The 15,212-nt window shown below is 67.5% G+C and carries 16 protein-coding genes; 7 read left to right on the forward strand and 9 right to left on the reverse strand.

From position 1 onward, the window contains the following. Positions 1–40 precede the first annotated feature (40 nt). The 4 genes from NBRGI_RS20380 (at position 41) to NBRGI_RS20395 (ending at position 2,880) form a co-directional block, all read left to right on the forward strand. The gene (locus tag NBRGI_RS20380) at positions 41–913 is read left to right on the forward strand and encodes a MerR family transcriptional regulator (protein WP_051727908.1); all 873 of its coding nucleotides are present in this window, start codon (positions 41–43) and stop codon (positions 911–913) included. Positions 914–963: 50 nt separating this feature from the next. Continuing rightward, a complete protein-coding gene (locus tag NBRGI_RS20385) occupies positions 964–1,329 on the forward strand; it encodes a hypothetical protein (RefSeq protein ID WP_029898670.1) in 366 nt (121 codons plus the stop codon). A 218-nt stretch (positions 1,330–1,547) separates the two neighbouring features. Next, complete coding sequence (locus tag NBRGI_RS20390) at positions 1,548–1,994, forward strand: hypothetical protein (RefSeq protein WP_029898672.1); 447 nt, start codon at positions 1,548–1,550, stop codon at positions 1,992–1,994. 67 nt (positions 1,995–2,061) lie between these two features. Next, positions 2,062–2,880, forward strand: a complete 819-nt coding sequence (locus NBRGI_RS20395; protein ID WP_029898674.1) for an alpha/beta fold hydrolase — start codon at positions 2,062–2,064, stop codon at positions 2,878–2,880. Positions 2,881–2,939: 59 nt separating this feature from the next. Here the strand turns inward: NBRGI_RS20395 and NBRGI_RS20400 are convergent, their stop codons facing one another. Next, positions 2,940–4,529, reverse strand: a complete 1,590-nt coding sequence (locus tag NBRGI_RS20400) for an ABC-F family ATP-binding cassette domain-containing protein (RefSeq protein WP_029898676.1) — start codon at positions 4,527–4,529, stop codon at positions 2,940–2,942. Between the two features lie 231 nt (positions 4,530–4,760). On the opposite strand from NBRGI_RS20400, the gene NBRGI_RS20405 reads away from it, so the two are divergent. After that, positions 4,761–5,330: a putative glycolipid-binding domain-containing protein gene (locus NBRGI_RS20405; protein WP_029898678.1), complete on the forward strand. Its 570-nt coding sequence runs from the start codon at positions 4,761–4,763 to the stop codon at positions 5,328–5,330. Between the two features lie 61 nt (positions 5,331–5,391). On the opposite strand, the gene NBRGI_RS20410 is transcribed toward NBRGI_RS20405, so the two are convergent. The 3 genes from NBRGI_RS20410 to NBRGI_RS20420 form a co-directional block, all read right to left on the reverse strand. Then, on the reverse strand, positions 5,392–6,258 hold the full coding sequence (locus tag NBRGI_RS20410) for an alpha/beta hydrolase family protein (RefSeq protein WP_051727904.1): 867 nt from the start codon (positions 6,256–6,258) through the stop codon (positions 5,392–5,394). 67 nt (positions 6,259–6,325) lie between these two features. Further along, positions 6,326–7,213 carry a DMT family transporter gene (locus NBRGI_RS20415; RefSeq protein ID WP_051727905.1) on the reverse strand — a complete coding sequence of 296 codons (888 nt, stop codon included), beginning with the start codon at positions 7,211–7,213 and terminating at the stop codon, positions 6,326–6,328. Continuing rightward, positions 7,210–8,340 carry a fatty acid desaturase family protein gene (locus NBRGI_RS20420; protein ID WP_029898681.1) on the reverse strand — a complete coding sequence of 377 codons (1,131 nt, stop codon included), beginning with the start codon at positions 8,338–8,340 and terminating at the stop codon, positions 7,210–7,212. Before NBRGI_RS20420 ends, NBRGI_RS20415 begins: the two co-directional genes overlap by 4 nt. 345 nt (positions 8,341–8,685) lie before the next feature. Here NBRGI_RS20420 and NBRGI_RS48165 point away from each other — a divergent pair, with 345 nt between their 5' ends. After that, positions 8,686–8,838, forward strand: coding sequence for a hypothetical protein (locus NBRGI_RS48165; RefSeq protein ID WP_158439901.1), 153 nt, complete (start codon positions 8,686–8,688; stop codon positions 8,836–8,838). 237 nt (positions 8,839–9,075) lie between these two features. On the opposite strand, the gene NBRGI_RS20435 is transcribed toward NBRGI_RS48165, so the two are convergent. Then, a complete protein-coding gene (locus NBRGI_RS20435; protein ID WP_235211029.1) occupies positions 9,076–9,624 on the reverse strand; it encodes a CGNR zinc finger domain-containing protein in 549 nt (182 codons plus the stop codon). A 97-nt stretch (positions 9,625–9,721) separates the two neighbouring features. Between NBRGI_RS20435 and NBRGI_RS20440 the strand changes: the two genes are divergently transcribed. After that, the gene (locus tag NBRGI_RS20440; RefSeq protein WP_036560032.1) at positions 9,722–10,465 is read left to right on the forward strand and encodes a class I SAM-dependent methyltransferase; all 744 of its coding nucleotides are present in this window, start codon (positions 9,722–9,724) and stop codon (positions 10,463–10,465) included. A 36-nt stretch (positions 10,466–10,501) separates the two neighbouring features. On the opposite strand, the gene NBRGI_RS20445 is transcribed toward NBRGI_RS20440, so the two are convergent. From NBRGI_RS20445 to secD, 4 genes are all read right to left on the reverse strand, one after another. After that, complete coding sequence (locus NBRGI_RS20445; protein ID WP_014986561.1) at positions 10,502–11,074, reverse strand: adenine phosphoribosyltransferase; 573 nt, start codon at positions 11,072–11,074, stop codon at positions 10,502–10,504. Between the two features lie 37 nt (positions 11,075–11,111). Next, positions 11,112–12,833: an ABC transporter substrate-binding protein gene (locus NBRGI_RS20450; RefSeq protein ID WP_029898688.1), complete on the reverse strand. Its 1,722-nt coding sequence runs from the start codon at positions 12,831–12,833 to the stop codon at positions 11,112–11,114. A 17-nt stretch (positions 12,834–12,850) separates the two neighbouring features. Then, the gene (secF, locus tag NBRGI_RS20455) at positions 12,851–14,065 is read right to left on the reverse strand and encodes a protein translocase subunit SecF (protein WP_029898690.1); all 1,215 of its coding nucleotides are present in this window, start codon (positions 14,063–14,065) and stop codon (positions 12,851–12,853) included. After that, on the reverse strand, positions 14,062–15,212 hold a 1,151-nt coding region (gene secD, locus NBRGI_RS20460), incomplete at its 5' end, for a protein translocase subunit SecD (RefSeq protein ID WP_029898692.1). The genes secD and secF, both read right to left, overlap by 4 nt.

The following is a 15,212-nucleotide window of genomic DNA, read 5'->3' on the forward strand; positions in this document are numbered from 1 at the left end:
AGAGGACACACCAACCACTGGGCTGGTGAGCATCGGGGAATTGGCACGCAGAACCGGGTTTTCGGTGCGAACCATCCGGTTCTACTGCGACGAAGGCATTCTCGAACCCCAGCGCAGCACGGGCGGGCATCGGATGTTCGACGCCGACGACGCCACCGAACGATTGCTCCTGGTGCGGCAATTGCGCGCCTTGGGGCTCGGGCTCGATTCGATCATCGGTGTGCTGCACGAGCAGCGGTCGCTGACCGAGGTGATCGCCGCCGAAAGTGCGCGCCTGGACGACGAATTGCGCACCCTGGCATGGCGGCGGGCGTCCCTGCAAGCGGTCGAAATGACCAGTGCCGCACAGCGAACCGAGCGGCTCGCGTTGCTGGCCGCAGCCCAGGACGGGGCGGCGCTCCACGAAACCCTGGTCCGATTCTGGCAGCGGGTTCTCGCGCCACTCCCACGATCCGCCAGCGATCCGTGGATCTACTGGAATGTCCCGGAACCACCCGCCGCCCCGTCCGTCGACGAGGTGGTCGCGTACGCCGAGTTGGTCGCCCTCACGGCGGCTCCGGGCATGAGCAATGCTGTGCGGCGACAATATTGGCGACAACGGCCAGATCGGATCCGCGACCCGTACGCCTTGTACCGCGACATGGGCGAGTTGATGGTCGAAGTCGTCGATCGCGTCTCGGCAGGAACTCCCCCGCAGCCGGGCGATGAACTCGACCGATTCGTCACCGCCCACGCCCAGGCCCGCGGCGAACGAGACTCGACCAACTTCCGGCAGCAATTACTCACCGACGCCACCGACTCCGACACCCGAATCCACCACTACTGGACCCTGACCGCCCACCTCCTCGGATCCCGCATCACCATCGGCCAGGCCCACCACTGGTTGTACAGCGCCCTCACCCAATCCACCTGAACCCCGCGCACAGACCATCGGCAAGAGCGAGCAACACGCACAATGGCACTGTGCGCGAGCAAGATCCGACACCAGACGAACAGCGATTCTTCGACGCCCGGAGAGCGCAGGTGCCCGAGATCGACGATTGGTACCACGCGGACGAGGACGGCACGCTGTGGGTGACCGCTTCCCTGGACTTCGTGGACAGCACCGGCCACATCCGAGACACCCTTCGCGTCGACTACGACGGAGTCTCCCTCCAGGGCGGCTGGAGTCCGGCGTGCCTCAACTGGGACGACGGGGTTCGAGCTGCCGACGCGGGCATCGAGACCGCACCGCCGGAGGGGCTGCGCCGCGACAACGTCGCCCCGCTCAGGGCCGCACACGCCGCGGCGGAGTGGTTTCTCACGCACCGAGAAATGCGACGCCGATAGCCGGTTCTGCTTCGGGGCAACTTTCCGAAAGGGTCCACCGGCAACTGCTCTGCCGAGCTGAGCGGGTGAGCTGAGTTTTGGGCGGGGGTTGGTGTCGTCCACGGAGGGATGCTTCGCCGGCAGGCCGCTAGCCTTGGTCTCGGGACAGTCGATAGACGGGGAAGCTGATGGGTGCGGTCGTCGCGCGAGCACGGGCGGGCTGGATGAGATTCCAGGAGATGCGCTTTCGGATCGCGGCATGGCTGGCGATGCCCGGCGCAGCCCTTTGGGCCGCGCAAGCTCTCGGCGCGTGGATCCAATCACAGGAAGGCAAGTGGCAGGACAACGACTATCTATCGGTCGGCGGCTCGACGATCACCGCGGACAGCCTGCTGACGATGCTGGCATTCGCATTCCTGCTCATCGCCGGACTACTCACCGTCGGCGCGATTCATCTACTGCGCGGCAACATGTTCGGACGCTATCTGCTGCTGGCCGGTGCGTGGTTGGTGGTCATCGGCCAATTGTTCGCGGGACTGCTGGCGGCGATCCCGATCGATGCCTTCTATTACTCCGCCCCCGCCAACGTCGTCTTCGTGACACCGCTGGCGATCTTCCCCGTGCTGGTAATCGTATGCCTGATGCCGGGCGCACAGCTCACTGCGGCGCTTGCAACCGGTAGCTGACGCAGATTTCGATCCGCAGGAACATTTGTCCAAGCCAGCGGCACCGTCCGGCGGGAACAGTGCAGGCATGACTGTTTCCGAGGACAAAACGTATGCCGAGTCGCTGGCTCTGGACGGCGGGGCGCTACACGTGTATCAGGACGGCCCGCACGACGCCCCCGCGCTCCTGCTCATCCACGGCACCGCCGCGTCGGCCGCGTCGTGGGAGCCGATCGTTGCGCTGCTGAGCGGATCACATCGCGTCATCCGGATCGACCTGCCCGGCTGCGGTCGCTCGGCCCACCCGGCCGACGCGAGCTACGCCGTGCCCGACCAGGCTCGCCGAGCGGCGGCCGTGCTGGACCGGCTCGGTATCGAACGCGCCTGTGTGATCGGACATTCCAGCGGCGGCGTCATCGCCACCGCCCTGACCGAGCAACGCCCCGACCTGGTGCGCGCCGTCGCGCTCATCGGCACCGGTCCCGACATGTCCGCCTACATCGGGCAGGAAGGCGGTATCGACCCGCGCCGGTGGCCTGATCTCACCGACGAGCAGTTGCGCTCGGCGGCCGCCTCCGCCTTCGCGCCGGGGTACCGGATCCCGCCTATCTTGCTGGATCAGTTGCGCGACATGGACTTACAGGTCTTCGCCGCGACCTCGCAGGCCGTCCCGGCATACCTGAACGAGCGCGGACTTCCCGAACGCCTCGCACACCTCGGTAAGCCGCTCCTGGTTCTTTTCGGCGAGCAGGACCAGCGGTGGCGGCCCTCCTGCGCACCCGAGTACCGCGTCGTTCCCGGTGCGCTGGTGGTGGTCATGCCGGAGGTCGGCCATTCCCCGCCGATCGAGGATCCGACCCGAACCGCGCGAATCCTGCTGTCGTTCACCGGCGTTCACGCGTCCTGAACCGCGGACGAGGCGTTCGATCACGCGGGCGCCCCTCGAAGAGGCGCCCGCGCGCTCTACTACCGGACCAGCGTTTCGCTCAGCCCGTCGGCGGTGAGCTCGAGCTTGCGCGTCACGCCGATCTCGTCGAGGAAGCGCGGATCGTGACTGACCACGATCAGCGCACCCTCGAATCCGGCCAGCGCCTGGGTGAGATGTTCCAGGCTGGGCAGGTCGAGATTGTTGGTCGGCTCGTCGAGCAGCAGCAGCTTCGGCGCGGGATCGGCGAGCAGCAGCATCGCCAGCGCCGCCCGCAACCGCTCGCCACCGGACAACGCCGCGGCCGCGACGTCGGCGTCGGCACCGCGGAACAGGAACCGGGCCAACCTGGTCCGGATCTGTTCCGGCAGCGCGTGCGGCGCGGCCGCCGCCACGTTCTCGAACACCGTCCGTTGCTCGTCGAAGATATCGAGACGTTGCGGCAGCATCCGCCACGGCACCTTCGGTCCGACCGCCGCGATCTGTTGCAGCAGAGTGGTTTTGCCCACACCGTTGCGTCCGGTCAAGGCGATCCGCTCCGGGCCGTTCACCCGTAGCGAGACCGTCGGCCCGCAGGCCAGCCGCACCCGATCCAACTCGATCACGTCCTGCCCCGGATACAGCCGCGTGCCAGGCAGATCCACCCGGATCTCGCGGTCGTCCCGCAGCAGTTCCTGAGCGTGCTGCAGCTGATCCTTGGCCGTCTCCAGCTTGTCGATGTGGTTGTTGCGCAGTTTGCCCGCCGACACCTGCGCCTGCCGTTTGCGTTCCGCCATGATGATTTTCGGCTCCCGCTTCTGGTCCCACATCTTCTGCCCGTAGCGCAGCCTGCGATCGAGCTTGATGTGCGCTTCGACGAGTTCCCGCGCCTGTTTGCGCACGTCGCTGCGCGCATCCCGGATCGCCGCCCGCGCCGCCTTCTGCTCGGCCTCGATGACCCGCTCGTAGGCGCTGAAATTGCCGCCGAACAAACGGATCTCACCTTGCCGCAGCTCTGCGATGGTGGTCATCCGCTCCAGCAGTTCACGGTCGTGGCTGACCGTGAGCACCGTGCCGGAGAACTGGGCGACCACGTCGTAGAGCCGTGCGCGGGCAACCTGATCCAGGTTGTTCGTCGGCTCGTCGAGCAACAGGATCTGTGGCTCGGCCAGCAGTTCCGCAATCAGCCCGAGCAGCGTCGTCTCCCCGCCGGAGAGGGTTTCCAGCCGACGATCCAGCTGTGCGGCCGAGTCGGCGACATAGTGCAGGCCGAGCCGGCCGAGCAACGCGATAGCCCGTTCCTCGACGTCCCAGCGGCTGCCGACGAGGTCGAAGTCGGACTCGTCGCCGCTACCGGATTCGATGCGGTGCAACGCTTTCCGGATATCGGCGATACCGAGCACGGCATCCACCCGCTGCCCCGCGGCGAGACCGAGATCCTGCCGGAGATAGCCGAGGTGGCCGGTGCGGGTGATCGATCCGCGGGCCGGGGTGAGCTCGCCGGCGATCAGCCGCAGCAGCGTCGATTTACCCGCCCCGTTGCTGCCGACCAGGCCGATATGGCCAGGACCGAGCACGCCGTCGAGTCCGTCGAACACGGGTGTGCCATCAGGCCACGAGAAAGTGAGATCGGAAAATGAAATATTGGTCATGGCGACTCCATGAGGTTGCTCCGGAAGACGCGGCGCGCGAATGCGGACCGCCCGAGTGGCTACCTCAGAAGATCAACGGCATGACTCCGATCAACGGGAACAAGACTCGCCTAGGATAACCACACCCCCGCCACTCCCGCCAGTGCAATTTCGATCACACGCACTCGGCGTTCGCAGGCGCGCCCTCGGCAGGGGATGATGCGTGTCAGTGGCAGGAGCTACCGTGAACGGATGATCGAGCGGCGCCAATTCGTCTGGGCGGTAACGGAAACCGCAGGGTTCGAGTCGTGCTGGCTCACCGCGGACGGCCTTGCCCTGCATGCCGAAGGCCACGCCGTCGCGCAATCCCCCGCGCCCTACTGGCTGTTCTACACCCTCGACACCGATGACCGCGCCGCCACCACACGTATAACCGTCACCGCGGTCACCGAATCCGCCCGCCGCGAACTGGACCTGCGCCGCACCGGGTCACAATGGACGGTCGACGGCGTCGTACGCCCGGATCTCGGCGATGCCCGCGACTGCGATCTGGCCTTCTCGCCGCTCACCAACACCATGCCCATCCTGCGCACCGACCTGCATCGCCGCCCGGGTCACGCGGACTTCCATATGGCGTTCATCGAGGTCCCCAGCCTCGAAGTCACCCTGTCCCCGCAGAGCTACACCCACCTGACCACCACACCCGACGGCGCCTCCGTCCGCTTCACGTCCGGCACCTACACCCAGGATCTGCTCGTCGACCGCGACGCCATGGTCGTTACGTATCCCACTATGGCGCAACGTATTCCGCCCCCGTCGTGACCGCCGAGGAAGATCGACATCCGTCCGACCGGAGCCGTCACCATCAGTTGGCGGGTACCGTTCACGCACCCGAAGCGATGAACGTCCGGACGCGGTCGATCAATCCGGTGTTGTCGCGAATCCATGCGTAGTGCGGATTGCGGTGTGTCGCATCGCCGAAACCCAGGTCGACGCGGGTGATGGCTGCGTGGGTGAGTTTTTCGCTCAGAGCGCGGACGCCGTGGGCGGTTGCCATGGTGTCGCCTTCGATGGTGACTACCAGTATCGGCTGGGTTATTCGGGAGAGGTCGGATTCGAAGTCGAGGGGCGAGGAGGGGACACGGTAACGGCCGGAACGGATTTGGGCGGCGAAGTCGCGCATGAGGCGGGTCGAGTCGTTGCCGAGGATGCCCAGGCGTCGGCCGGGGAAGTAGCCGACAACCGACCCGATACCGACGGCGAGGTGGGCTGCGGCGAAGATTCCGAGGTTCCGTGGGAACGGCCAGCCGCGGTAGTGGCAGGAAGGGGCGCCGATCAGGATCGCCCCCGCGGCTCGATGCGGCTGCTGCCCCAGGTAGAGCGCGCCGAGCTGCCCGCCTAGGCTGTGCCCGAGCAGATATCGCGGAGCCTCGGGGAAGGCCGCGGTGACCGCCTCGAACAGGGCAGGGTAGTCCAGCGTCACGATCTCGTGGTAGCCGTAGCGCACGCCGCGCCGCAGCCGCACGGAACTCGTGCCCTGCCCGCGCAATTCGCCGAGCACCACTTGAAAACCGGCCTGAAACAACGACTCCGCCAGCGGCACGTAGCTCGCGGCAGGAGTTGCCATGGCGGGCATGCAGATCACGACCGGCGCGGACGGATCCGCGGCTTGCCGGTACATCCGGACCTCGGTGGTCGCACCGTCTGCGGCGCGCACGGTCTCGGTGATGGCCTCGGCAGCTGGGATCAACGGTCCTCCTCGTTCATGATCATCCTCGACACGCGGTGTGCCCGCTGTCAACGAGGAGCGACCGCGCTCAGCGCCGCTTCGGCGTGCAGGTCGCGATCACCACCCCGAGGCCGACGATCCCGGCGCCCACGAAGCGCAACGCCGAGCTGTCCGAAACCCCGAGCAGGATCCCGGTGAGCAACGCGCACACCGGCACCACTCCGGCGAACGCGCCGGCCGTCTCGACCGGAATCCGATCCAGCGCGGCGTACCACATGAGGAAGGCGCCGGCCGAGGCCACCACGGCCAAGTAACCGATCGCCGCCGACTCCCCCGCCGTGGGCCAGCGCAGCGCGGGCAGATCGATCGGCACCGCGACGATCCCGCACAGGACCGCTCCCGCGGCGGCCGCGTACGCCGCCGTGGCCTGCGCCCCGATCTCGCGCACCAGCGGGATCGCCACCAGCGAGAACGCACACTCACCGGCGAGTGCGCCGGTCGCCAGCAAGAGTCCGAGCGGATCGCCCGCACTGCCGGTCCACTGCACGACGACCGCGCCGGTCGTGACGATCCCGGCGGCCAGCACCGCCTTCGCCGAGGGCGAGCGTCCGGCCATGAGCGGCCCCGCGATCGCCAGCACCACCGGGACCGCACCGACCACCGCGCCGACGACGCCCGCGTCCACGCGTTGCAACGCGGTCACGAGACAGATGTTGAACCCGGCCAGGCCGGTCGCCCCGAGCACCCCGATCCGGACCAGCTGGGGCATGCTGACCCGCGGCAACCGTCCCCGGAAGCAGACGACCATGAGCACGGCGGCGATGCCGTATCGGATCGCCTGTCCCGTCAGGATCGGAAATTCCGTCAGTGCCGTCGTCGCCGCGATCGCGGACCCGACCGCGACGCTGGACCCGAGTGCCAGCAGCGCGCCGAACCAGACGCCGGACCCGCGCTGCGCCGCTACTTCGAGGCTCATCCGTGCTCGTTCGGAACGGCCGGACGCAGTGCGGACACCGGACAGGTTTGCGCACATCCCAGCACCAAGGAGCCGCCCCGCCCGTCCGCCAGATGACGAGATCGCAGCTCCGCCAACCGTTCCGGCGCGAGCACATCCTGCACGACGGACGGATGGCAACCGCGCCGCGCGAACACGAAACCGTCGCAGTGATGCGCCTTCTGGTACGAGGGCACCGCTTGCAACGTCCGGTGCAACCGGCGAATTCGATAGTGCGGCACGGCCGGGTAGAGGTGATGCGCCAGATGCCAGTTGGAATTGTGCGGGGCGAGGAATTGCCGGACGAGCCACGACGCGTCCCAGCTGCGCGTCGACTGCCAAGGGTCGTCCGAGCGCAATCCGGCGTGGTCGGCGATATCACTCCAATAACGCAGAATTTGATAGACCGTCGCGTACGGCACCACCCACAGCAGTAGAAATTCGGGACCGAATCCGGCCACGAAGAACCCCGCGGACACGACCAGCAGGAAAACAAAACGAAGTCGCGTTTCCCGACGGTCCTCGTCCCGCCCGATGAGGTCGGCCACGACTTGAAACGGCGCGTGCACCAGGAGCAGTGGTTTCAAGAGATGCTTACCGGCGAATTGTTTCATGTCCCGCGGGTTCACCAACCCCAGGCGCAGGTAGCCGAGCAGTTTCGGATCACGGCGGTCGTCCCACAGATGACGGTGATGTTCGCAATGCGCGCAGGTGTACGCGGACAACCCGGAGAACAGCGGCCAGGCGATGAACACCCGGCCCAACCAGAGATTGAGCGGGCCGTGCCGGGTGAGTTTCGCGTGACTCGCCTCGTGCATGAGGCTGCGCAGCGCACGCTGCCTACCTCCCACGATGAGCACGCCGACCAGGTAGACGAGGGGTTGATAGTCACACAGCACGACGACGACGGCTACGCCGGCGATGATCAGCCAGTCGATGCAGAGACCCAGCGGCCCGTGCCAGTTGTCCCTGCTGTTGTGGATATCCTTGACGGCTTCTTTGGTCTCCGGTGAGAGCTCCCGTTTGAATCCACCGACCTTCGGCCTCGAGGCCCGGCACCGTTGCCGGACCCGGTCTTCGTGCTGAATCAATTCACTGTTTTGCGACATGACTGTACCCCAACGGTCCGAACTCCGCAAATTCCGAGCAGCAAAGAAAAGACTTTTGATGAATTACCCGCGTATCCCCCTGCACCACCCGAAAGAATTATCGAGCTCAGCCTACGTCAACACCCGAGCACTGGGGAAGCCACGACAACTGGGGGTAATTCGGATAAACCGTCCGGTCGGAACTGGCCACGTCAACTCGAGAAACCGCCGGAATATACCGGCGGGGCCGGACATTCACACCGGCCCCACCGGAATTCGTTTCGTCTTTGTCACTCCACCGCTGCCACCACGGCGACCTCCGCCGGCGGCCGCGTCCGCACCGCCTTCGGCAGGACCAGCGTGCCGATGACGGCCCCGGCGGCGAGCTGGGCGGCGGCCAGGCACAGCGACGTGGTGCACCCGTCCGCCAATGACGCTCTGCTGCTGTCGTTTCCGATGACCTGCGCGCAGATCGTCACCAGCACGGCCAAGCCGAGCGGTGACCCCCGCGCCCGCTGAACCGATCAGGCCGACCAAGAGATCCTCGCCGAATTCCCCACCACCGTACGAATGCTCCCGAAATGGGCGACCATCCGCGACGCGTACCGCACGACCACCGCGATCGTCCACCTCATCGACGGATTGATCGCTGGAATCCCCGGCTGAGGCAATTGAAGTCGGCACACCCCGTCACTCCCGCGACGCGGCCGCCGCGGCCGTCCGCGAAGGTTCGACCTTCTGCGGCCGGAGCCGCCCTCAGGTGTTCGCGGCGCGCCGGGCGCGAAAGGCCGCGGTTTTGGCGCGGTTCTGACACGCCGTGCTGCAGAAGCGTTTGGTGCCGTTGCGGGAGGTGTCGAGGTAGGCGCGGTCGCAGTTGGCGGCCGAGCACAGGCCGATGCGGTCGGCGTGCTCGCTGCCGAGGACGTAGGCGAGGCCGACGGCGCACGCGGCGGCGATGCCCGGCACGAGGGGGGCGTCGGGGGCGTGGAAGTGCAGGTGCCACGGCTGGGTGCCGTGCCGGATCAGGGTCGGCCGCGCACCGTACTCGGTGATCATCGAATTGATCTGGGCGGCAGCGGAATCCATGTCGTCGGCGGCGACCGCGTCGAAAACCTGGCGCAACTGCCCGGCCGCGCGGGCCAGGCCGCGAGCGTCCTCGGGTTGCGCGTGCACGCCGAACAGGGCCGAGACCACGCCGTCCATCCGCTCGTGCAGTTCCGCGTCGTCGGCGGCGGGCGGGTAGGGCTTGCCGCGGCGCTCGCCGGGGACCGCGGCGTTGATCAACGCGACACCGTCCTCGACCACACCCAACGTGTGACTGTCTAAACACACTTGATCAGTCACCTCACTCTCGCTACAGTCGTCACTGTCGTTGATGTTTATGACAGTAACGGAGTCACTCATGTCCTTGACACCCACCCTCGCCCACGCCTGGATCGATCGCTGGGATCGCCAGCAGGAGGGCTACCTGCCCGACCGCGAACTCATGTTCGCGGTGATCGCCGACGCGGTGGCCGCCAACGCGGACCGCCCCGACCCGCTGGTGCTCGACGTGGCCTGCGGCCCCGGCTCACTCGGCGCCCGCATCCGGGAACGGCTGCCGCAGGCCCGCGTCATCGGCATCGACGCCGACCCGGTGCTGCTCGAATTGGCTCGCACCGCATACGGCTTCGAGCTCGTCGACCACAATCTCGCCGACCCGGCCTGGGCCGCCGGACTGCCCGCCGGTCGGATCGACGCGATCGTCAGCACCACCGCCCTGCACTGGCTCTACTCCGATCAGCTCGCCGCGCTCTACCGCCAAGCGGCGCAACTGCTCCGTCCCGGTGGCATCCTGCTCAACGGCGACGATATGGCCACGCACGCAACGGATATCGACCAGTTGCACGAGGCGATCGGCACCCGCCAGCTGGAACGTGAAGGCGTCACCGACCGCGAGAACTGGGCCGACTGGTGGAGCGCCATCGCCGCTGAACCGGAACTGGCCACGGCGGTCGCCGAACGCGAGGTTCGCCGCTGGGAGCACCCGTCCGACAGTGGCACCACCTACGAGGAGCACCTGAACCTGTTGCGGGCGGCGGGTTTCCGGACGGCCGGATCGATCTGGCAGTACGGCCGCCGCCACATCGTCGCCGCGGTCAACTGACCCCGGGCTCGCCCACTCGGGCGCTCAGGACAGACGTCAGACCTGAACGATGGAGGTCACAGGGTAGTCACCCTGACGCTCCCGGCCGTTGAGGAAGGTGAGTTCCAGAACCACGGCGGCCGCGACGATCTCGGCGCCGGCCTGCCGGAACAGGTCGGCCGCCGCGGCCAGAGTGCCGCCGGTGGCGAGCACGTCGTCGAGCAGCAACACCCGGCGGCCCGCGAGCGGGACGCCGTCGGCGGGGATCTCGAGCGCGGCGGTGCCGTACTCGAGTTCGTACTCGCGCTCGAGGACCGGCGGCGGCAGCTTGCCCGCCTTGCGCACGGCGATCACGCCGGTGCCGAGGCTGGCGGCCACGCCGGCGCCGATCAGGAAGCCGCGGGCGTCGACGCCGGCCACCAGGTCGGCGTCGGGCGCGATGTGCGCGAGGCAATCGATGACGGTGCGGAAGCCCTCCGCATCAGCGAACACCGGGGTGAGGTCGGCGAAACGGACTCCCGGGGTGGGGAAGTCGTCGCGCCAGCGGGTCAAGCGCTCGACCGCGTCCGCGGCCAGGCTGGTCCGCTGGGCGGCTAGCTCGTCGGACTCGATCGCCGCGTGCTTACTCATCGACACCTCTCCATCATCACTTCACCCACAGCACCTGTCACCGCTTCAACACCCAGCGGTCCATGTTCCACCCGGTTCCGGCCTGGCTGGGCGCGGGTATCCCGTTCTGCAGGCCGCCGCCGAACGCGATGGTGCGCGGGGTGGCAAACAGGGGGATGCTCGGCAACTCCGCCCACAGCAGGTTCTCGGCTTCGGTGAGCAGATTCAGCTGTGTGGTCGAGTTGTCGTCGACCGCAAGCTGATCGGTGATCGCATCGTAACGGCCGTTGCCGAATCGCCCGAAATTGAGCCCGCTTCCGGTACGCAACGAACTGGCCGCGACGACGCCGCTCAGCGACCCGGACGGGCCGGGCGCGGCCGCGGTACCCGCCAGGATCGCGTCGACCTTACCCTCGCTGAGCTGGGTGGGAACGAAATCCGGGGCGCCGGCGTCGACGATGGTGAGGCCGGCCGGTTTGCACGCTTCCGTGATCATCGCCACGGTCTGCGCGCGCCGGTCGTCCGGGCGCAGATAGCCGATCCGGATGGTCGGGTTCTGCGCCTTGGACGCCGCGACGGCCTGCGTGGCACCGCCCACGTCACCGCCGCCGAACTTGCTTCCCGCGCCCGCCGCCGGGCCGTAGTACAGCGAATCCTGTTGCACGATATGGGTGTTCAGCGGCCCGGAACCGAGACCGGTTTTCGGCACGTCCTTGACCTGCCCCAGCTTCTCGAACAGCGCCTGGCGCGGCACGCACAGGGCCAGCGCCCGGCGCAGTTCCGCGGAGCCCAGCACGCCCCCGGTGGCGAGCACCAACTGCTCGGCGCCGCGCCCGGGCAGGTTCTCCACCCGGAATCCGTCCAGGTTCAGGTCTTTCACCGATCCGGCGCCGATATCGATGACGCCCATCGCGCTGTCACCGACCTTGGATTTCAGATCGACGTTCTTGGGCCACACCAGGATCCGGCCGGTCGCGGGCGTGCGACCCCACCACCGCTCGTTCGACACCAGGACCAAACCGTCCTTCTCGCTGAAGGATTCGATCCGGTACGGCCCGGAGGAGGGGAACCGCGTGAGGTCCAGCTTGCCCGGCTTCAGATTCCAGCCGGTGTTCCAGAACTCGGCGATCCGCCCGATGGCGTTCCCGTCGCCGGATTGCACCGCCGACACGATGTTCGGCACGTTCGCCGCCTGCGCCGCGATATGCGCGGGCAGCACCTCACCGGCCGCGAACAGCGTGCGCCAGGCGGCGTAGCGCCGATCCGGCCGGAACACCACGAGGGCGTCCCGGGAACCGGGCTGGCAGTCCACCCGCTCGATATCGGCGTAGCCCGCGGTGCTCGCCGCGTCGAACGCCGGAACCGGGCCCCGGTCACCGGGTTTGGTGAACCGGCCGCTGCGCGCCGCCCAGGTGAGCACCAGGTCGTCGCAGGAGGTCGGCACGCCGTCGGAGTACACGCCGTCGGGATTGAGCCGGTACTGGATGGTCTGCTGCTCGGCGGGCGTCTCCTTGGCGGTGCCGAAATCGGTGTCGGCGACCTGCTGACCGTCCGGTCCGGTGTAGAAGAACCCGGTGAGCACCCGGCCGAACACGGCGGCAGCACCGGAACTCACGCCGAGCGTGCTGCCGCCGTTGTAGGTGGTGATGGTGGCGTCCACGGCATAGCCGATGGACGGCACCTGGTTCTTGCTCGAGCACCCGGCCGCCAGTCCGGCGGCGGTGACGCCCGCGGCCAGTACCGCGAGCAGGCGGACCGTGCGGCTGCGTGGCTTTCGCATGAACTCCCCTGCCTGTGTCAGTGCCGCCGCTTCTGCCGTTTGCCGCTCGGGCGCGCGCCCGGTCGGGGGGCCTGGCCGGGATCACGGGGCCTGCGTGGCTCGTCGTCACCGAAGGACCGGCCGGTCGCGGCGGTGACCCGGCGATCGGCCTCGTACGCCGCCCGCGCGCCGGCCGCACCGGCCCGCTTGTTGAGCACCTTCTTGGTGTGCGCGGCGACCGGACCCCAGCGTTCCTTGATCGACACCAGCAACGGAACCGCAAGGAAGATCGACGAATACGCGCCGACGACCATGCCGACCAGCTGCACCAGCGCCAGATCCTTGAGGGTGCCGACGCCCAGCAGCCAGACCGCGATCACCAGCATGCCGATAATCGGCAGGATGCCGATGACCGTGGTGTTGATCGAGCGCATCAGGGTCTGATTGGCCGCCAGGTTCGCCTGCTCGGCGTAGGTGCGCTTGCTCAGATGCAGCACGCCGCGGGTGTTCTCCTCGACCTTGTCGAACACCACGACGTTGTCGTAGAGCACGTAGCCGAGAATGGTGAGCAGACCGATCACCGCGGCGGGCGTCACCTCGAAACCGACCAGCGAATAGATGCCGCCGGTGACGATCATGTTGAAGAACAGGGATCCGATGGCCGCGATGGACATGTCCCGTTCGAACCGGATCGCGATGTAGAGCATCGTCAACAACACGAAGACGATGAGCGCGATCACCGCCTTCTTGGTGATCTCACCGCCCCAGGTCTCGCTGATCTCGGCGACGCTGATCGCGTTGCGCGATTCCGCGCCGCTGCGGTCCTTCGGATGGAAGGCGTTGAACAGCGCGGTCTGCAACTCGTCGGCCTGGCTGGTGCTCAGCGTGTCGGAGCGGACCTGAATGGTCGCCGCCGCACCGGAACCCACCTTCTGCACCGACACCGGCTTGTGCCCGAAGGTCGCCGCGTAGACGTCCTCGACCTTCGAGGTGGTGACGTTGTCCGCGGCCGGGATGCCGATCCGCGACCCGCCTGCGAAGTCGATGCCGAGGGTGAATCCGCGAACGCCGATGCTCAGCAACGAGATCAGCAGGAACACCGCGGTCAAGCCGTAGTAGAAACGGCGCCGGCTGACGATCTTGAAACCGCCGGTGCCGGTGTAGAGCCGCTCGAAGATGCTGTGCTTGGGGGCATTCGCGTCGTCGATCTCGTCCGCGTAACTCGGCTCCAGGGTAGGGCTCGAATTGTTCATCGTGACGCCTCCCGCACCAGTGCGCCGGTGCTCGCCTTACGTTCCCTGGCAATTTCCTGTACCGCTCCGAGGCCGTTGACCGACGGTTTCGCCCAGTAGGACGAGCGCGAGGCCATCATCATCAGCGGCGCGGTGACCAGGTACAGCACGATCACGTCGAGGACCGTGGTGATGCCGAGGGTGAACGCGAAGCCCTTCACCTGTCCGGCCGCGAGGATGTAGAGCACGGCGGAGGCGATGAGGCTCACCGTCTTACCGGAGAGGTTGGTGCGCTGGGCGCGGGCCCAGCCGCGCGGCACGGCCGAACGGAAGCTGCGGCCCTCGCGCATCTCGTCCTTGATGCGTTCGAAGAACACCACGAACGAGTCGGCGGTCAGGCCGATACCGATGATCAGACCGGCGATACCGGCCAGGTCCAGGGTGAAGTTGATCCACCGGCCCAGCAGGATGATCAGGCCGTACACCGCGACGCCGGAGGCGAGCAGCGAGAATCCGGCGAGGAAGCCGAGCATCCGGTAGTAGAGCAGGCAGTACACCAGCACCACCGCCAGGCCGATCGCGCCCGCGAGCAGGCCGGCCCGCAGCGACGAGAGGCCGAGCGTCGCCGACACGGTCTCGGCCTCGGAGGTCTCGAACGACAGCGGCAGCGAGCCGTACTTCAGGGTGTTCGCCAGTTCCTTGGCCGAGGCCGCGGTGAAGCTACCGCTGATCTCGCTGGTGCCGTCGGTCTGCACGCCCTGCACGGTCGGGGCGGTGATGACCTTGGTGTCGAGGGTGATCGCGACCTGCTTGTACAGCATGTCCTTGGTGAGCTGGGCCCACTGCTCGGCACCGGTCGACTTGAACTTCAGCTGCACCACGTTCATCGCGCGCCGCGAATCGAAAGCCGAAGTGGCGTCGGAGATTTCCTGGCCGTCGAGCCTGCTCTTGTCCAGCAGGTAGACGTTGCCGTCCGAACCACAGGTGACCAGCGGCAGATTCGGGTCGTCGTTGCCCGCGAGCGGATCCGGCTTGCCGCAGTCGATGGCGGCCATCGCGGCCTGCTGCACGGTGGGATCGGTGCTCTGCCTGGTCGCCCTGGCCTGCTGGATGTCCTTCTGCGTCTGCTCGCGCGAGGTGAGCGACGGGTCCGGCGGCGGGGTTCGGC

Source organism: Nocardia brasiliensis IFM 10847, assembly GCF_000710915.1.
Classification (GTDB): Bacteria; Actinomycetota; Actinomycetes; order Mycobacteriales; family Mycobacteriaceae; genus Nocardia; species Nocardia brasiliensis_A.